Origin of the sequence: Caballeronia sp. LZ001 (assembly GCF_031450875.1) — a bacterium.
Lineage (GTDB): Bacteria > Pseudomonadota > Gammaproteobacteria > Burkholderiales > Burkholderiaceae > Caballeronia.
Genome location: NZ_JARTVX010000002.1, coordinates 133,357 through 149,881 on the forward strand (window position 1 = coordinate 133,357; position 16,525 = coordinate 149,881).

20 protein-coding genes are annotated in these 16,525 nt (G+C 57.1%); 5 read left to right on the plus strand and 15 right to left on the minus strand.

Going from position 1 to position 16,525, the window contains the following annotated elements:
* Window positions 1-57: 57 nt before the first annotated feature.
* From P9292_RS03100 to P9292_RS03110, 3 genes are read left to right on the plus strand one after another with little or no spacing between them, the layout of a single operon-like run.
* On the plus strand, window positions 58-342 hold the full coding sequence (locus P9292_RS03100) for a hypothetical protein (protein ID WP_244797363.1): 285 nt from the start codon (window positions 58-60) through the stop codon (window positions 340-342).
* Window positions 343-371: 29 nt separating this feature from the next.
* A complete protein-coding gene (locus P9292_RS03105) occupies window positions 372-1,265 on the plus strand; it encodes a hypothetical protein (RefSeq protein WP_309958013.1) in 894 nt (297 codons plus the stop codon).
* Entirely contained in the window at window positions 1,237-1,515 is a 279-nt protein-coding gene (locus P9292_RS03110; protein ID WP_309958015.1) for a hypothetical protein, read from the plus strand. The genes P9292_RS03105 and P9292_RS03110 overlap by 29 nt, the downstream gene beginning before the upstream one ends.
* Before the next feature lie 104 nt (window positions 1,516-1,619).
* On the opposite strand, the gene P9292_RS03115 is transcribed toward P9292_RS03110, so the two are convergent.
* From P9292_RS03115 to P9292_RS03130, 4 genes are all read right to left on the minus strand, one after another.
* Complete coding sequence (locus tag P9292_RS03115; RefSeq protein ID WP_244797361.1) at window positions 1,620-2,294, minus strand: hypothetical protein; 675 nt, start codon at window positions 2,292-2,294, stop codon at window positions 1,620-1,622.
* A gap of 138 nt (window positions 2,295-2,432) precedes the next feature.
* Complete coding sequence (locus tag P9292_RS03120; protein ID WP_244797360.1) at window positions 2,433-2,936, minus strand: hypothetical protein; 504 nt, start codon at window positions 2,934-2,936, stop codon at window positions 2,433-2,435.
* Between the two features lie 103 nt (window positions 2,937-3,039).
* Entirely contained in the window at window positions 3,040-3,603 is a 564-nt protein-coding gene (locus P9292_RS03125) for a hypothetical protein (RefSeq protein ID WP_244797359.1), read from the minus strand.
* A 4-nt stretch (window positions 3,604-3,607) separates the two neighbouring features.
* The gene (locus tag P9292_RS03130; protein WP_244797358.1) at window positions 3,608-3,988 is read right to left on the minus strand and encodes a hypothetical protein; all 381 of its coding nucleotides are present in this window, start codon (window positions 3,986-3,988) and stop codon (window positions 3,608-3,610) included.
* A 117-nt stretch (window positions 3,989-4,105) separates the two neighbouring features.
* Here P9292_RS03130 and P9292_RS03135 point away from each other — a divergent pair, with 117 nt between their 5' ends.
* Window positions 4,106-4,750 (plus strand): DUF6939 family protein, encoded by a 645-nt coding sequence (locus P9292_RS03135; RefSeq protein WP_244797357.1) that lies wholly within the window; start codon window positions 4,106-4,108, stop codon window positions 4,748-4,750.
* 47 nt (window positions 4,751-4,797) lie between these two features.
* Here P9292_RS03135 and P9292_RS03140 read toward each other — a convergent pair whose 3' ends face one another.
* The 11 genes from P9292_RS03140 to P9292_RS03190 form a co-directional block, all read right to left on the minus strand.
* Window positions 4,798-5,421 carry a hypothetical protein gene (locus tag P9292_RS03140; protein ID WP_244797356.1) on the minus strand — a complete coding sequence of 208 codons (624 nt, stop codon included), beginning with the start codon at window positions 5,419-5,421 and terminating at the stop codon, window positions 4,798-4,800.
* The gene (locus P9292_RS03145) at window positions 5,421-6,068 is read right to left on the minus strand and encodes a hypothetical protein (RefSeq protein WP_244797355.1); all 648 of its coding nucleotides are present in this window, start codon (window positions 6,066-6,068) and stop codon (window positions 5,421-5,423) included. The genes P9292_RS03140 and P9292_RS03145 overlap by 1 nt, the downstream gene beginning before the upstream one ends.
* Before the next feature lie 243 nt (window positions 6,069-6,311).
* Window positions 6,312-7,886, minus strand: coding sequence for a DNA cytosine methyltransferase (locus P9292_RS03150; RefSeq protein ID WP_244797354.1), 1,575 nt, complete (start codon window positions 7,884-7,886; stop codon window positions 6,312-6,314).
* 174 nt (window positions 7,887-8,060) lie between these two features.
* On the minus strand, window positions 8,061-9,113 hold the full coding sequence (locus tag P9292_RS03155; protein ID WP_244797353.1) for a hypothetical protein: 1,053 nt from the start codon (window positions 9,111-9,113) through the stop codon (window positions 8,061-8,063).
* Window positions 9,114-9,288: 175 nt separating this feature from the next.
* Entirely contained in the window at window positions 9,289-9,753 is a 465-nt protein-coding gene (locus P9292_RS03160; protein WP_244797352.1) for a phage protein NinX family protein, read from the minus strand.
* 18 nt (window positions 9,754-9,771) lie between these two features.
* Window positions 9,772-10,188 carry a hypothetical protein gene (locus P9292_RS03165; protein ID WP_244797351.1) on the minus strand — a complete coding sequence of 139 codons (417 nt, stop codon included), beginning with the start codon at window positions 10,186-10,188 and terminating at the stop codon, window positions 9,772-9,774.
* A gap of 93 nt (window positions 10,189-10,281) precedes the next feature.
* A complete protein-coding gene (locus P9292_RS03170) occupies window positions 10,282-10,914 on the minus strand; it encodes a hypothetical protein (protein ID WP_244797350.1) in 633 nt (210 codons plus the stop codon).
* A 157-nt stretch (window positions 10,915-11,071) separates the two neighbouring features.
* Complete coding sequence (locus tag P9292_RS03175) at window positions 11,072-11,833, minus strand: hypothetical protein (RefSeq protein ID WP_244797349.1); 762 nt, start codon at window positions 11,831-11,833, stop codon at window positions 11,072-11,074.
* 181 nt (window positions 11,834-12,014) lie between these two features.
* Window positions 12,015-12,731: a hypothetical protein gene (locus tag P9292_RS03180; protein ID WP_244797348.1), complete on the minus strand. Its 717-nt coding sequence runs from the start codon at window positions 12,729-12,731 to the stop codon at window positions 12,015-12,017.
* 189 nt (window positions 12,732-12,920) lie between these two features.
* Window positions 12,921-13,535 carry a hypothetical protein gene (locus P9292_RS03185; protein WP_309958021.1) on the minus strand — a complete coding sequence of 205 codons (615 nt, stop codon included), beginning with the start codon at window positions 13,533-13,535 and terminating at the stop codon, window positions 12,921-12,923.
* A 131-nt stretch (window positions 13,536-13,666) separates the two neighbouring features.
* Entirely contained in the window at window positions 13,667-15,040 is a 1,374-nt protein-coding gene (locus P9292_RS03190) for a phosphoadenosine phosphosulfate reductase family protein (RefSeq protein ID WP_244797346.1), read from the minus strand.
* A 120-nt stretch (window positions 15,041-15,160) separates the two neighbouring features.
* Here P9292_RS03190 and xseA point away from each other — a divergent pair, with 120 nt between their 5' ends.
* The gene (xseA, locus tag P9292_RS03195) at window positions 15,161-16,519 is read left to right on the plus strand and encodes an exodeoxyribonuclease VII large subunit (protein ID WP_244797345.1); all 1,359 of its coding nucleotides are present in this window, start codon (window positions 15,161-15,163) and stop codon (window positions 16,517-16,519) included.
* The last annotated feature ends 6 nt before the right edge of the window (window positions 16,520-16,525 follow it).

The window sequence follows — 16,525 nt, forward strand, 5'->3', positions numbered from 1 at the left end:
ACGTATAATCGTTATCGAGCCGCTCGGCAGAATGCGGCCACTGGAAGGAACAGTCACATGAATCGTGAGTACAGCCCCATCGATCTCGGCCTCGACGCGCTCGGCGTAGGCGAAGACCAGAATCCGGTCATCACCCTCGAGCTTGAAGGAAAGTCAGCCGACGAAGCGGTCTCTCTCGTGAAGGAGCGCATGGAAAGCGCAATGCAACGCTATCCGGAGTTGAAGTCGGACATCCTGGTCGCGGGTATGCACCTGATGCTTGACCTTGTCGGGTCAGTTGACGAAGTGCATCGCATTGTTCTTCCTCGTCTGGATCGGGTGGTGGACCGGGCGGCTGCATAGAAATACCGCATCACAACGGACTCCGTTCAATGTTGACTGAAGAAGTAGACGAATACATTCCTGCCGAGGCGGCGGCCGATCTCGTCGATGACGACAATGAGGGCGGTATTGGGAACTTGGAAGCGAGCGAAGTCTCCGAGTTACAGCGCTTATGCGCCGAGTACTTGGCAGGCAAAAATCGCTCTCGGGCTTTCGTTGATAAGCTCGCCAGGGTCATGTTCGCCGACGAGCGTGTACGCAAGATCTGCCGCGTGCGAGCGTTGAAGAATGGCGCCGATCTTCGGGATACGGAAGACGTTCTCCAACGGGTAATGATCGTGTTCTTCGACTCGCAGCTTGCAAAGCTACGAGAGGCCGACGCGGTCTATGCGGTGATCTATGCGATCGCGAACAATGTCAGTCGGGAAGTGGTGAGAGATTCACTCACACTTACCGTGAATCACGATTCGATCGAAGAGATGCGCGATCGTGGTGAGGAGCTGGAGCAATCCAGCTTCGTTGACAGCGAGCAACTAGACCGGGATCAACAGTTAGATTCCCAAATCGCTGCTGCGAAAATGGCCCTGGCCTACCAAAGGCATCTGAACGGAGAACAGAAATTGAACAATCACGGCGTATTCGACCTTGATCCCCTCATGGCGTCCGGTGTGGCTGCGCCGCCTTCGACGCCAGAGGAAGACGCAGCGATCGACGCTGCCCTGAAGAATCGCGCTCGGTACGCGGCGGAGTGGTGCCGCAAGTACGAAGGACCTCAGCGCGGAGCAACAAGAGCTGGTCGAAATCTGTGGGCAACTCGGCATGCGCAATCAGGACTTCGCCGCATCGTTGGGGATCGGTCTCCCACGGCTCTCGTCGTACATCTACGGCCGCACCGCGACGGTTCCGGACGACATTATGGAACTGGCTCGCAAGCTGCGAGATGAAGATCCCGAGACGGTCGATCGCCAGAAGCGGTTCGACATTCCAATGAGCGAACTGCTGAACCAGTGGGCAAAGGATCTCGAGGTCGACAACGACAACGACCTTGCGATTACGCTCGGTGTTACCAAGATGACGATTCATCGTTGGCGAAACAACGAAACTAAGCCGGATCAGACCTCACTGAGCCGATACGAACAGCAGGTTCGTCAGTACAAGATGCGGCAACAGCAACTCAACAGTCGATCCAAGTAAGCATCGTCGCTCGATCAGCAGCAAACAAGCCCGCCACCTGCGCGGGCTTTGTCTTTTCTGCACGCAAGAAAAAGCCCGTGCCGAAGAGGCACGGGTCACCACGGTTACTTGCTCATGCGTTCGCCCTTCATAAAGGCTATCCATCGTCCGGCCGACGCACGCTTCTTGAATCGGGCATGGAGTGATCCATTCACCTTCACAGCCGCGGCGTAGTCATCTCCAATCTCCGGATGTCCTTCGGGGAGGAGCTCGAACTCGGGGGTCTGATACCGGACGTGACGGTACCACTCCCTTTTCGACTCAGCTTCGATAATCCTGACAATGCATGCGTCGAGAATCGCCGGCCCACCACTGCTGCTGGAGTTCGCGATCATCAACGGGACTTTCAGCGTTCCCATCGAACGACCGATACGACCGATCACATCGTACTCGCTCAGCCAGTCTCTTCCCGTCTCCTTGTCTCCGTAGAAGATCCGCAGGCGAGCCCCGTTCGTTCGCGCACGCTCCAACGCGTCCCGTACCTCCAGCGGCGTTTCGATGTCGAACCACGTGGCGGCCTTGAAGCCCGGATGCTGCGACGCCAGCTTCAAGAGGTCGCGATACTGCTCATACTGCGCGAGTGTCCCGATCTCAGCCTCATTCGGCCGCTTTTCATCGAGGCCCATGGCCAACGCTAGCCCGAGTGACTCCCGGTAGCAGTTGTCGAAGCCGAAGCACGAATAGCCGCCACTTGAGGGAATGACAAACAGGCGCTGGTCGTTATTGATTGAAACTTGCATGGATGATCTCCCGGTTGAAGAAAAGGCCCTTGCGAAGCCTTGGTACCGGTGAGATGAGCCACACGCAGATGCAAAAACACCCGAGGAGGCAGGCCTCTCTCGGGTGGTGGTGACTCAACAGTTGGCGTCGGACCGACGCTAGATCTCGATCGCCATCTCCGCTTGCGCGGTGAAGTTCTCGGGTACGAGGGGCGCGGGGGTCGAACGCACGGGAATCTTGGACTTCCCCGAAGGTTGTGGCGCCATTCCTTCCGGCACCTCGATCACCACATTGCCTCGCGCTTGATGCTCGAAAAGGCGGAACATCGATTCGCGAGTTTCGGTTGGTGGAATTTCCTGCTCACCAAAGTCGTAGACGGCACCTACGGGTAGCCGATCGACGTTCGCGCAGTGCATATAGATCACGTCATAGTCTTCTAGAGTCGCGAGTTCTGCCGCCAGTGACCCACCTTCGTCGTCTACAAGCGGGGTCGTGTAAAGAGGATGAAGGGAATAGGAAGGTCGCATCTCGCAAAGCCTCGCCCGCTTCTGCACATCGACCAGGTAGGTCCGAAAGATCGCACCTCCAGCGCGACGCACAATATCCGCGGCCCAATACTCCGTTTCGTTGAGCACAATCGCCTTACAGTGGATACGTTGCATGTTGATTCTCCTAAAGTTGGTATTCGTGACACTCAGGAGATGCCGCACGCGAGAACAGAAAAAGAAAAACCCCGCAGCTCATGTGCCGCGGGGTCGATGGATGTTAGAGGTCGACCAGAGTCGCGCTCAATTCCTTAGAGAAGGATTTTTCGATTTCTCGAACGATGAACGACGCACGTTCTCCTTTCGTGCCATCGAGAAGTGCTGCCACCGACTTGCAGTAGTGCTCCATCTGCGTTTGCAGGCTTCCGAGCGCACTGCGACGACAACGTTCCACCGCCAAGTCCTCAACGAAGGGGACAAACAACTCGTCCTCTACGACATGGACCGCCATAGCGATATGCAGCGAACTGAACATCGATCCAGCAGGCTCAACGCGCCCCACCATGATCAGCGTTACGCCCGTCTTGAGTCTAACTTTCCAGGCCGCGCTTGCGGCCGGCGTTGCACGGTTGGTGATCTCATTCGGAACTTCGAGCAGATGACTGGCTGAGGATACCCGTTCGCTCTTCATCAGATCGCCGACAACAAAGTTCTTGTTGGTAACTTCAACGGTGACATCGAAACACGCTACATCAGGGAACAGCGGCACCATGTCACGTGGCTGGAGGGTCGTTGGCGTGAGGTCAAGATCGGACATCAATTGTTGAAGGGTTTCGAGTTGCATTCTTTCAGATCTCCAGTACCAGAACCTCGTTGTTAGCCCCGCCAACCGAGACAGCCTTTTCAATCACGGTCTGAACAAGCGGCGCCCATTCGCCGACGAAAGAATCTTCGCCGAGGTATTGCACTGCTCCCTCGATCACTCCTTCTCGGCGCATGTTCTCAATGGCTTCGAGCGGAGCCTCCGATGCTGCCAGATTTGCAATGACCTCGATCGGCGAGCTGCCGTGCGACACCTCGATCGAGAAGATCTGCCCATCATCCTTGCGGATCAAAATCGACTGCTTTCCTTTCGCGTATGCGAAATACTCCAGCCCGGCAGGCCTCCGCAAACGCCCGACCAGAACGCTTCCATTTGACCCTACCAGCAGGTCCTTGCTGCTCATCATCTGGATCTCTCCTGTAGTTGACCAATACGGTGTGGAGATGCCTCACACCGACCATGAAGAAAATCCACCCGCGTGTGACACATCTCATCGGGCACGTTCAACTTACTGGAGATTGATATGAAAATCGTAGTGACAGGGCCTCGTGAGCGAGGAAGTACACCGCCTGACGCGGTTGTCGTAGACACCACCAGCAGATCCGCAACTTCCTGGTCTCGAGCGTTCTCGCCGTTCTATCTTGGGCCCGCGGATCTGTACGACGGCCATGTCGCGCGGACAGTGGAAAACGGTTGGCAATACGCCAAGGTGTACGCCGATCAGTTGGGTGCCGACGGGAACCCGAACGAAGCATACTGGGCATGGGCGAAGGCGGGCTGGGGCAAGATGCGAGCGGACCGATACCCGCGAGGTAAAGGCGCCAAACCGGTCTTTTGCTGGTGGAACGGGACGAAGCTGGGCTACATCGAAGCACGGCTGAAGGTCTACTTCCCGCTCTATCGCGACGCTGTGCGACAAACCGAAGCATTCAATCAATTGGTCAGGCTCGCCCGGGATCGTACGATTGTTCTGTGGGACTTCGATGGGTTCGACCATCAAACGATCGGACTGAGCCTAGCGAACGTGTTGCTGGACGATTCTCGGCCCATGGGCCATGCGTTCGTCCTGAAGGCAATGTTGCTGTACGGTCCCGACGTTACGCCTGAGATGGTTCTCGCCGATTCACGCCAGCAACGGAAAGCATCTCCGCAATTCCAGCTACTCTAACTACCCCGCCCCGTGCCGATTTCCGGCCCGGGGTTTTTTTATGCTTCTCACCCTTGCTCCTCAGACGACCGACTTGCTTTTGACAGCGGAAGAACATGACAATGCAGCCTAACGCGCCAATTTCGGGCGCGCTTCAAAGGGCATGCCGTCGACCAGCCATTGACTGAATCATGGCGATCGCACAAACGCAGTGCGATTAAGATCGGTATAGGACTATTCCAAGCGATTTCGACAACACGGGACAAAGAGTGAGCAGGCAGCGAGTCAACGCGCGGGATTTTGCAGCGAGCGGCCAGCATGATCACGTCGCGACACTTCAATCGGGCCTTCATTTCCGCGGCATCTATGTACTCCGCGAAAAACCCGAGCTCGCGACCGTCGAGGGTGAGCCGTGCTTCTCGTTCTGGATAGCCGACCTCACGGGAAGGATGCGATGCACGATCCCAACCTACAAAGTAGTGTGGCATGACTCTCCAGAGTTTCATTCCCAACGGCTCTTGATCGAAGCGTACGCAGAAGGAGAAGGCGCGTATCTGGTCGGCCGAGTCAAACAGATGGAACCGGTAGAGATGGACTGGTAGGTCGGAACCATCAGATTCCCGGGCGTGCCCCGGTTGATTCATTTTGACAAAAAAAAAGAGATCCCCGAGGGGGATCTCCTGTGGCGTCATCAGTAGTCGCCAAGTGCATCGACGGCAGCCAGATTCAGCGAGCTGCGCGCCACCGTAGCGAGCGTCTTTACCTGCAACGCCGCTGCGCACATCCCGCGCTCCAGGACAGCTTCGGCCAAAGCCAGAAGCGCCAGCGCGGGCTCAAATTCGTGCACAACACCCTGGCTGTCTTCAAACTCCAAGGTCATATCTTCGTCCGACGAAACACCGGCACCATGGCTCAGACCTTCAAGAGCAAAAGGTGCCTCGGAGAGCACTAGTCCAAAATACTCCGCGTACGCGCGAAGGGCATCGAAGCTGCTGAGGGCGTGTTTGCCCCCAAACGCTCCGAATGACAACGCCGGCAAGAGCGAAGTCACCTTCTCGATTACTTGATCGATGGCTTCCGCCTCAGGCAACAAATCGTGCTCGGCAGACAGCATAACGCCGTCGACGGGCAAACCTGTGCGCGCATCAAGGACACGCGAGATCGCCAGGTCGCCGCCGTCATCAGCGTAGCGCCGGTCAGCCAGAACTCGAATCATCGCCTCAAAAGAGGAGCCCGCTTGTACGGTATTGGAATAGGCCTCGCCGCTCGGGTATGTCCCGACGATGGTGAGATCACGAACGACAGCTTGTGCAGTGTGGTTTTGGATAGCAGTGACCATGTACTTCTCCGTGTGATTTTGAGTTGGGGCTTCGGCGCCTGACCGCCTTATGTGAGGTAATGCGTAACACCAAAACATAAGGAGAAAACGTGGTGGCGCGGCCCCTTCGGATCGGCACCAAACTCGGGGTGCGAGCCCCGTCGAAATAAGAGTCACGCGGGAAAGAGAAAACCCGCCGTCTTTCGATCGGCGGGTCATGGATTGCAGGTTGATAGATTACGTGCGCGGAACTACCGAACGTTGTTACGCCAGCGCGGAAAACAGATCCGGTTCCTGAGAATGCAGCATAACGGTGACCCCTTGCTGGATGCGGCGCAGATAGCTCACCATATCCGTGGTTTTTGCCCGAAGTTCTTCTCCAAGAACACGCGCAAATTCCACCCAGCAGTGCTTCGCCGTTCCGTTGCCCAGAGCCGTGTGCGCATGCGTGTTCGACGCCAGCGAGTTGACCAGCCTCGGATCGTGACCCTTCAGCCTCGCGTGTTCTTCAGGCATCGGCAGCCGCGTTTTCGAAGGATCTTCGGGATGCTTGAACCGAGGGTCTTCGATGCGCTGTTTCCAGCATCCAGCTGACAAGGACGACGTGCGGTTGTCGGCGTCGTTTGCAACGCGCATGTGCCATCCGTTTGCGGCCTTGTGCTCGGATGACAGATGAGCGCCTTTTTCATACTCCGCCGGATCGATCAGTTCTTCAGGCATACGGATATCGCCAACCGTCCTGGTGGAGGGACCCGATTTTCGCATGCCATCAAAACTGATATCGATACCCGCGGGATACGCCAACAGCGCCATCCGTACGCGTCGCTCGATGTCACCGAAGTCGTTGGAGTTCAAACCGCAGTACTTCCCTTGCTCGTCGGTATCCCCGACCAAAGCGGTCTGATAACCCTGCTCGCTCAACACACGGCATAACATGCTGTAGGACACTGTGTCAGTCCATGCGAGCACGTTCTCGACTAGCACTAGCGGCGGAAATTCCAGTTGCTGAATCGCCATGACCGCGTTCAAGACCTGATGGCCGGCGACGGGATGCATTTCTGGAAGGTCACGGGTTTGCAGGTTTAAGCGTGACGCCCCCTTGCAAGGCAAACCTATCGTCAGCAGCGTCGTTCCCGGGATACGTATGCCGGACGCGATGAACTGCTCGATTCCACCCGCGAAGGATTTGGTCTTGCGCGTGCTGGCCGGATTGTCGGTGAGTAGACAATCGATCGCTTCGTCCCATGAATCATTCGCGAAGATCGTCGTGCTCTCGAGCCCGGCGTCGGCAAAGCCTTCGTGAAGCGCCGCTTCCAGCGTCCCTATCCCCGCGTACAAACCTACGGTCTTGATCTGTCCCGCCTGGACGGCGTCGAGCAATCGCTGAATACGGTCGCAGTTTCGTGCAACGCTCGGCAAATGCAGAAAGACAACACGTCCCGGTAGATATAGGGCGAGCGCGCTCTCCTCACCGCCAAGGTTCTCGTACACTTGCTGAGAGCGCAAGTCAATACGGCCGCCGATCTCAATACTGCCATCTCGCTTGACGAACCGCTTTGGCGAGATGACGTTTGTTCCGGCGTCATCCTTAACGACCTCGATGATGCCCGGAGCGTAGTGCGCAGTGAATCGCGCGCCCGCCGACAAGCCTGACGATCGAAGCTTACTGGTGTTTTCAACATTTAGACGGCTGCGAAGCACCTGTCCGCCAATCCTGAAGTTTTGAAGCGATACCACAGCGGCGTGGGACGCAGACAGGATCAGTTGATTCAGACGTTCGGTATAGCCGCGCTTGCTGATCTGCACATCCTGCATTTTCCGTTCTTCCTGCGGATTCATGGTGAATCTCCTTTGGGTGGGTTAATAGCAGACGGATATGCGGAACGCAGGGCTGTAAGCGCCAGAAGTAGAGAGGGGAAAGTCGGCAGCAGCACCAGGCACGTGCGCCACGGAAGAAAAAAGCCCACCGGCACTCATTGCGGAGTGCACGGCGGGCGGTGTTACGTTGGTCTATTACGCGGTCGGCGATGCTTGCGATCCGCACACCTCTCCGATGAGTTGGGTGCGATTGATCTCCCAGGTGTCGGCGATATGCTGGTTGCCACGATTCGTAAGCAGATCCTCCAGCGATTTAGCAGCGCTTTCGAAGAGCTTTTCTTCAAGCTGGGCGAACTGCTCGTCCGTCAGGGCATCGGTTGCGCCGTCGTTTTCGATTGTGGATGTAACGTCCGCAAGCCCCCAGGCCGACAACACAATTCCCCGGCGTCGGAGTTCCCCAATCAGCACATGATCGTCGAGCGCCATCAGATCCGTCGTGCTGCCGCTAGTGTGAGCATCGGGCGCGTGCTGCTGCTTTTGGCTTTGCTCCGATACCGTGGCGATCGGCGCGACAGAACCCGCCGCTTTCGCATGTATGACTTCCGGTTCGAGCTCGTAACGATGTGCCACCATGGCTATACCTTCCGCGCCGAGCGCCTGCACCGCTTGCCCGAGTGCTTCGTCGTACGCGTCAGTGATACCTTCGTTGTATAGAGCTCGGGTCAACGTGCCCTCCTTGTCGGCCCTGATCAGCACGCCAACGATCGAAGGCAACGCATTGAACGATCCGACCAAGCGGCGCTTGATTGCCTCCTGTTCCGCCGGAGAATCTCCCGGCTGGAACATCTCGGCAATCTTGCGCCCGCGATCATCCGTGATGAATCGGCCGGATGGCGTCAGCATCATGGGCTTCTCAACAGGCTGCTCCTGCGCTTGAGGCTGAAAAACCGACTTGATGCATTTTTCCCCGTCCGGCACCTTCAACCCGAACCGGACCACATCCGAACTACCGGCTGCCACAAGCGCTTGGATCGCGCGGATCGCTACCGGATCGCCTCGGTCGGCCATCGTCTGCACATGCGTTGCGACCGCTTCGTCGTTCTCAAAAACAGCAGCTTCATCACAACGTTGCAACTGGAGTTCCAGACTGTTGCCCAGCGATTCAAACAGTCCCCAGCCTCCAGCGTCCGCTACTGCCGAGTCTTCTTTCGTCCACTTATATTCCTTCAGAGCTGTTTTCGTGTTCATGTCAAGTATCCTTATCGGGTTGGGTAGGCAGTCCGATATGCAAAACACGACTCTGCAACACGGTTGGAGGTAGGAGGGCTTCGTCGAACAATGAGAAGGCAAACCGGCTAGGCCAATGAAAAACGCCCGCGAGGCACCTTCGGAAAGGCGCACTGCGGGCGTGGGTGGTTGATGGCTACTGGCAGGCAGATAGGTTGCGTCGAAGCTGCTCCATGGCCGCGTCGTTCACCAGTTCGGCAGGCACATCGACATCTTCGCCAAGCTTGCTCGCGACGTAACTACGCATCGCGGCGATGAGTGCGGTTTCGCCGTACTGCCGGCCGTCGCGCTTACCGTCTGGCCATGCTTCGTACGCAGGAAGCCCATCAAGCAAGATCGGACAAAGGTGCGGACGCTCGCGATCGAGGATTGGCCCGCCTTGTGCCCAACTGTTTGAAGGCGTGTAGTTTCTCCCGATCTTGGCCATCATGCCTTTTGGCGCGTTGTCCCATATCCAGTACCCGGCTTCCGATCCGCTCTTGAAACCCATCGGGTCGTGAGTAATCGGCAAACCTTCGCACTTAGCTACCGCCCAATCGAGGGTCTGCCCGGTCAAATCTCGAACCTTGACGGACGTGGTTTTTGCATGCGAATCCGGCATCGGTAGTCTCCTGGTTGGTTAGCGCGTCTTGGCGTAGTCGACCAACTGGTCGTCCAAGCCCATTTCGCTGACGAAGTCCTTCAGGACATCCAGTTCCGTGTCATTTCCCCAACCCTTGCGATCGACAACGTCCGAGAACGTCTCGCCCGCGGCTGGCGGGTAGATCGCCTTCAAGATCTCGCGGGCATTATCAGACTCCAGCTTGCTGAGCTTGCTTTTCGCGGCAGCAAAGATTCCATGCACGCGCGTGGGTTGCGAGCACGGCAACGCTTGATGCATGGCGTCCACGGCAGCCGGCCCGCCGTCGATTGCACAGAGGACGTTTTCGTTGCCGCAGCCGTCTGTATCACGGTCGACGACGAGGATCTCCGCGCCTTGCATGTCCGACAAAACTTCACGGATCGCGCCGCCTTCGATGATGATTGCGACTTTCATATACCTCTCCTTGGGTGGTTGAACGAGCGAAAGGTTATGTCGCACAGGAAAAGCGAAACCCCCGGGAGACCCGGGGGTTGCAGGTACAGCCATTTACAGTCCAGCGATCAGGTCATTTATAAAAACGTCGATCTTTTCGCCGTGCAATTTCATGACGGCAGCCCGATTGGCCGGGTTGTCTTCAGCCTTCACCGAGATGTAGCCATCATCCTGTGCGCCCGGCGTGGTTTGCTTCTCCAGCCAGCAGATCTTGCCCCGCGCCGCGCGTTTCAGGACCGAAACGGTCTTCTTTGCGTCGGCGATCGCACCAGCGACGCTTGCTATCGTCTCCTCGTCTCGCGGTAGCGGTCCGACCTTCGCAGCCTCAATTTCTGCTGCGAAGTCCCTGCCGATATCATTCGGGCTCTTGCATTGGCGCGAAAACTCGAGATGCTCGGTGACTCGCGTTCGAATAAAGGTCGCGACCTCGGGCACAGCATAGAGCTTGTCGACGAACGGCCGCATCGCAACCACACGTTGATCCAAGGTGTCTCCGGCCAGCAAGACGCGGATCTGGTCCGCACCGCCACGCCCCTCATTGCTCGCTTCGAAGATTTGCGTTTTGCCGAGAACAAGGATCGTGCTCCAGCAGATCCCGTTTCGCGTTTCCATCGACTGATCCTTGGACAATCGGAAGCCGGCAGCCGTGATTCCCTTGTAAAGCGCGATAGATGCCTTGATGTTCATGTGCGATTTCTCCATAGGTTGAGTTGGTCTTGCCTGTCGGTATGAATCTCAACCGGACATACGCAACGAAAGAAAAAGCCCCGGTATCTGTCGATACGCGGGGCCAGGTTCTTTGGTCTTCAGTAAGGCGACCGGGCGAGCGGCGCCCGTTTCGATTTCAGGGATGCGCGATCCGAACACCGATCATGTTGCCTGACGCGACCTCTAGAGCATATGCCTCCGAGAAGTTGCCTTGATCGTCGAAGCGCACGTGGAACGTTGCCTTATGCGAATCAACGTCCGGCTCGTCCTCGGGATACTCGAGATAGGCAATCTTGGTGAAATCCCGTGCATCGCCCGTTTCCCACAGATCGTGACCATGCACCATGACCCCAGTGCCGAAGTCGTACGCCTCAAACTGCGACTGTGCAACCTCGCGTTTGGCGTCGAGGTCCTTCGCCGGGGTCTTCGCGGGCTCACAAGCATCAACTGCGCTAACGAGGTCCGTGCCGTTGAACTCCTCCAACATCGCGGAAACGACGCTCCAAGCCGACGAGCAACGAGGGTTCTTGCTACTCCGAACAGACTCGCCGGAGAATTTGAAACCCCAAGCCTTCAACAGCACACGCGCCATGCGTTCTGCACCGTCGACAACCTCCTGGTCGGACAAACCAATGTCCGCCGGGAGAGCGCCCCGCGGCTTCACAGCACTACAGACTTCTATCGGGCCGAATTCGAGGTCGGTGGCCAACCGCGCCGCATCCTGGTCACCCCCCTCTTTGTCCTCCAGCGTCGAATGGGCGTCAGCAATGCCCACGTCGAGCAGGGTTTGAACCGCCGCGCCAATGCTGTCCGGCGAGACAGCGCTTTCCGTACAAATCCGCACCTGTAACACAAACGAACGACGCTGCGACAGATTCTGATGTTCCTGATTGCTCATGGGATAACTCCGTGTTTGAGTGTTGACTAGCGATCGGATATGAGCAACGCCAGTTGATACACAAGTCGCACGGCGCACGGTTCGTCTTCCAGTCGCTTGCCAACCAGCAGTACCGCACAAGGGGAGAAATAAAAAAGCCCACCAGACGGATGTCTGATGGGCTGTGGTTAGTTGGATCGCGTCACATCGGGATGTTGGTGATCGAGCGAGCTTCGTCGATCAGCCGCATGAGCGTCTGGTGGGAGTCTTCGAGATCGTCGGAGTTCCGATTTTCCGGGAACTGCTTTCCGTCAACGATTTCCCCCCATTTTGAAAACCGGGCGATTTGCTGGGCGAGAGACAAAGCCTTCGTCATCGCCTGGCTTTTCGCGGTAGCTACTGCGCGCTCCAGCAACTCGTCGACGAACTCCGACATCGTCAACTCTTCCACGTCCTCGTCCGCGCCACCGCCGAAATACACCTCCGAAATGGGGTTTCCTTCGTTCAGCTCCCAGTCACCGCACTCCTGAGCGTCCGACAGCATGTCATCTGGGTCATCGCTGACCGAGTAGACGGTGCACGACAGCGTGGCATCACCCGTCGTAACCAGACCGCGAAACACGGTATCCGATTCCTCGACGATGGACACAACCTCCTCGGCCGAACGTGGGTTGAGCGCAGCCAAGAGTTCAAACTTGGGGATGAGTCCATGCTCGTCCAGCCGTCGGTATGCGTCGCCAGCCATGCTGAACTTGCGGCCATCCTCGAACTCGAGATCGTAGACTTCGGTGTGAGCATCTCCATCGCGACCGGCGTCCCACAGCACGCCCGAAGTCTTCACCTCACCTCGCACGATCTCGCCACGGTAGCTGCCCGAAAAGCCAGCCGCGTCGGTAAGGGTGCTTTTAAACTTGATCATGATGCATATCTCCTTGCGTCGTTGGAAAAGGAAGGCGCTTGCGTTCGCCTCGTTCTCCGTGATGGTTCACATGGATATGCAATGTCGCTCTCGGGCAAAACAAAAAAACAAAAAGCCCGCCAGGTTCACGAAGGAAGATCTGGCGGGCATGGTTACAGAGGGTCCAGCTGAGTGATTTTGACTGATGGGTCAGTTCGCCGCCGTAGTATCAAGACCGAGCGGACCTACGCTGAGACCCGTTTGTGCCTGCGCGGCAGCCGGACATTCCCGAAGTGATTTCCACTCCTCGATGGTCCACAACCGCGGGTCGAACTCCGCATCCGTGATCGGTTCTCCATTCCGGGCAAGCGGCACGACCATACAGCGATCGTGTCGGATCTTTGCGCTGTATCGCTTGCATCCATTCGAGGGGTGCCTGACCTCGTACGTCCCACCGTCACGCAATGCCCACGGATTTTCAGAAATCGTCGAGCTAGCCGCAGAATATAGCCCAACCCCATACTCGATGACGCGAATGTCGGGTAGATGCAAACCGACCAGTTTCTCGAATGCCGCAACCGCCTGCGGTAGCGTGTAACGCACGTAATCCGTAGCACGTTGTTCGAATGGTTCGGTCCTCAACGTCCAGGACTTCCAGCTAAAGTGATAGTCGATCGATACGATCGCGCCAGGGAGTCTGATGCCAGCAATCCGTGATCGATTTGGCGCCATGCGAGCGATTTCCACTTCTCGCACCACGAACAGTGTGGACGGAGCGCTCGCCATGTCCGAATCAGTAACCCGTTCTTGCACTAACATTTGCATACCTGCTCCTGTTTATGTCGTTGAGAAAAAACAAGGCCCTTGCATTTGCCTCGTGCAATGGGAATGAAACACAGCGATGACGAAAAAAGACCCCGGAGCGCTACGCGCCACGGGGTCGGGTGGATGGTTGCTTAAAGCTGGCACATCGGACAGGCAATGTACCGTTCGTCGAGGTCAGACTCGTCAACAGCCTGCGGCTCGTTCGGCACAAACCACATCGAGTTCACCACCTGGCCGGTCTCGCCCCTCACCTTGCGGAGGGCCGCAACCGCACCGAGATGTTGCTCATAGGCCCATGACGTTTCCCGAGCGCCAGCATACTGGTCCGCTTCCTGCCGCATTCCTTCCGCGTGCAGGATACGGGTCGCCCAGCTCATGATGTGCTCCATCTGTCGCATGGATTCGCCTGCATGCCAGGTATAGGTCCCTTCTCCCGAGGGTCCATCGGGGTCGAAGACATCGCCCGGTGCCTGGATGTAGTAGACGGCAAAACGAGCCTTTGCCCTAACCTCGTCGGCGCTGCTGAAGTCAACCGCCTCGTATGTCGACAGCAAATGCTTGTATCTCTCCTGAAGCTGGCGCTTGATGCCCGCTAGCGACGAAGAATACGAGACGACGCGACGATGCCAGATGAACTCGTCACCAACGAGCCCGCTGTCGACAAAAAATTCGGCACCGACGAAGATGCCTTTTTCGGGGAACAACGACAGACTGTCCTTGCGCCCCGCCCGCCCTGCCAGCGAATCTCCCGATGGCAACGGAAGACTCATCCAGTTACCCGCGACTCCGCTCTCCTCGGAAAAGGAGACAGCGACGGGTTGCCTGGACACGTCCTCCTGAGAGAGCTTCTCGTAACTCATCGCGCGTCTGAACTCGATCGGCTTCTCCTGAAGGAGGCCAGCGAGTTCCGAACGACGTTGAAACGGGCAACAACTGCACCCGCTGCGCACACGTCGAGCATAGAACTTCGGGATTCCGATGGTCGATTGAAGGACGTTGAAAACATCTTCGCGCCGCACGCCAAGGTCTACATATGGCATTTCAGTCGAAACCTCATCCATAGTGAAGGCGAGCCTCTGCTCATCAGCACGGATGCCAACAAACATGTATTTCTGCTGGCCTGCATACCTCTTGACCCAATCAGCGAACGGTCGTGCTTTAAAAGCCGAGGTGCACCAACGATCGCGAGGTGATGGGAGAAATCCGCCCCACTCCTCAATCAGTTCGTATAGGCCTTTACCGTTGAAAACCCGCTCGATCTTTTGCTGAAGAAACTCCTCAAGCTTATCGAGTGTCGTATAGATCTCCGGCTCTTCAGCACCGGTATCGGTGAAGACATACACGAAAGACACATGCGGAAACATCGCTCGCAACATGATCGCCAGAGCAGAGCTATCCGCGCCACCACTGAGCGGAACGATATACACGTCGCGTTCGGGATTCCCGGGCAGCTGGTAACAGCCGGGCAACTTCGAACTCAGATGCTTGATTTCGGACATATCCATGATGTGACACTCCTGAGATGAAGGCCTTTGCGATGGCCTGATGAAACGGGATGCATCTCAGCCGAAGTGAAACAACCGATAACGTAACACATACACATACGCCGACAGTATAATAGTTGCATGAACCAGACCCCCGACACGAACGAAGAACAGCGAGGCGAATCCCTCTCGTTTTTCCTGAAGAAAATCAGCACCGTGATCCAACAGCACGCCGATGAGGCATGGGTCGTTGCCGAAATATCTTCGCTTTCCTCGTCACGCGGAGCGGGACATGTCTACCTTGATCTCGTCGAGCACGATGACGCGGGTCAGGAGATCGCGAAGGTGCGTGCGAACATGTGGGCAGGAGCAAAGCAGGCGGTCCTCGGCAAGTTCGAGGCGGAGACCGGGTCAAAGCTCGAGGCCGGAATGAAGGTGCTGCTGCGCGTCGCTCCCACGTTCCACATCCAGTTTGGCCTCGCGGTGATCGTCAAGGATATTGAGCCGTCCTTCACGGTTGGTGACATGCAGCGCAAACTCGCTAAGATCAGGGCTGATCTGGCTGCCTCTGGCGTGATCGACTGGAACCGAAATCGCAATGTGCCGGGCGAGTTCGCTCGGATCGCCGTGATATCGCCGCAAGACGCTGCGGGGCTCGGGGATTTCAAGTCGCAAGCGGACATCCTCGAGGATGCGGGACTTTGCTCTTTTGAGTACTTCCACGCCCGCTTTCAAGGAAAGGGCGCTCCCGACGAGATCGTGTCTGCAATGCGGGCGGCCCTTATCCGTAACAGAGACGCAGCCCAAGGGCGACACTACGACGCCTTGGTCATTATTCGGGGCGGTGGGTCGGCCGCCGATCTCGCTCATCTCAACGATTTCGCCATCGCGAACGCAATCTGCCGTACGCCTTTGCCTGTGATGGTTGGCATCGGACACGAGCGTGACTCGGTGATACTCGACGAAGTCGCGTGCTATTCGGCGCATACGCCATCGAAGCTCATCGCCTACATCACTTCGATCATTTTCAATAATGCGCAGGCCGCCATGCGCGACTGGCAGTTCATCACAGCCTTTGCCATGCGTTCTGTTGCGGTCGCCCAAGAAGCGACCGAAGCACAGATCCAGGCTGTCAAGGTCGGCGGGCAGAAGTGGCTTGAGCTGGCCGAAGTTCGGTCGCTGTCGCACATCGAGATGGTCACCGCCACGGCAAAGGCATCGCTTGTGCATGCGGAGCAGCGGATCTCATCGTCGCTCGAGACTATCTGCATGTCCGCGAATCACCTACTCGATACCGCGAAACGCGAGGCACAGAATGCCTTCGCTACCGTGATCGGTATGGGGCCAAAGCGAACACTTGAGCGCGGTTTCGTCATCACACGCCATGCTGGCAAGGCGGTCAGCCGTATGGAACAAGCAAGATCGCTATCTGATCTTGAGCTCGAATTTTCGGACGGACGGATCGCGGTTTCGATCGTCTCAGATGTCACCAACCCTTGAAAAACT

Excerpts from the sequence above, each read along its gene's own strand:
- P9292_RS03100 (WP_244797363.1), top strand. The coding sequence starts at position 58 with ATGAATCGTGAGTACAGCCCCATCGATCTCGGCCTCGACGCGCTCGGC.
- P9292_RS03105 (WP_309958013.1), top strand. The coding sequence starts at position 372 with ATGTTGACTGAAGAAGTAGACGAATACATTCCTGCCGAGGCGGCGGCC.
- P9292_RS03110 (WP_309958015.1), top strand. The coding sequence starts at position 1,237 with ATGGAACTGGCTCGCAAGCTGCGAGATGAAGATCCCGAGACGGTCGAT.
- P9292_RS03115 (WP_244797361.1), bottom strand. The coding sequence starts at position 2,294 with ATGCAAGTTTCAATCAATAACGACCAGCGCCTGTTTGTCATTCCCTCA.
- P9292_RS03120 (WP_244797360.1), bottom strand. The coding sequence starts at position 2,936 with ATGCAACGTATCCACTGTAAGGCGATTGTGCTCAACGAAACGGAGTAT.
- P9292_RS03125 (WP_244797359.1), bottom strand. The coding sequence starts at position 3,603 with ATGCAACTCGAAACCCTTCAACAATTGATGTCCGATCTTGACCTCACG.
- P9292_RS03130 (WP_244797358.1), bottom strand. The coding sequence starts at position 3,988 with ATGATGAGCAGCAAGGACCTGCTGGTAGGGTCAAATGGAAGCGTTCTG.
- P9292_RS03135 (WP_244797357.1), top strand. The coding sequence starts at position 4,106 with ATGAAAATCGTAGTGACAGGGCCTCGTGAGCGAGGAAGTACACCGCCT.
- P9292_RS03140 (WP_244797356.1), bottom strand. The coding sequence starts at position 5,421 with ATGACGCCACAGGAGATCCCCCTCGGGGATCTCTTTTTTTTTGTCAAA.
- P9292_RS03145 (WP_244797355.1), bottom strand. The coding sequence starts at position 6,068 with ATGGTCACTGCTATCCAAAACCACACTGCACAAGCTGTCGTTCGTGAT.
- P9292_RS03150 (WP_244797354.1), bottom strand. The coding sequence starts at position 7,886 with ATGAATCCGCAGGAAGAACGGAAAATGCAGGATGTGCAGATCAGCAAG.
- P9292_RS03155 (WP_244797353.1), bottom strand. The coding sequence starts at position 9,113 with ATGAACACGAAAACAGCTCTGAAGGAATATAAGTGGACGAAAGAAGAC.
- P9292_RS03160 (WP_244797352.1), bottom strand. The coding sequence starts at position 9,753 with ATGCCGGATTCGCATGCAAAAACCACGTCCGTCAAGGTTCGAGATTTG.
- P9292_RS03165 (WP_244797351.1), bottom strand. The coding sequence starts at position 10,188 with ATGAAAGTCGCAATCATCATCGAAGGCGGCGCGATCCGTGAAGTTTTG.
- P9292_RS03170 (WP_244797350.1), bottom strand. The coding sequence starts at position 10,914 with ATGAACATCAAGGCATCTATCGCGCTTTACAAGGGAATCACGGCTGCC.
- P9292_RS03175 (WP_244797349.1), bottom strand. The coding sequence starts at position 11,833 with ATGAGCAATCAGGAACATCAGAATCTGTCGCAGCGTCGTTCGTTTGTG.
- P9292_RS03180 (WP_244797348.1), bottom strand. The coding sequence starts at position 12,731 with ATGATCAAGTTTAAAAGCACCCTTACCGACGCGGCTGGCTTTTCGGGC.
- P9292_RS03185 (WP_309958021.1), bottom strand. The coding sequence starts at position 13,535 with ATGCAAATGTTAGTGCAAGAACGGGTTACTGATTCGGACATGGCGAGC.
- P9292_RS03190 (WP_244797346.1), bottom strand. The coding sequence starts at position 15,040 with ATGGATATGTCCGAAATCAAGCATCTGAGTTCGAAGTTGCCCGGCTGT.
- xseA (WP_244797345.1), top strand. The coding sequence starts at position 15,161 with ATGAACCAGACCCCCGACACGAACGAAGAACAGCGAGGCGAATCCCTC.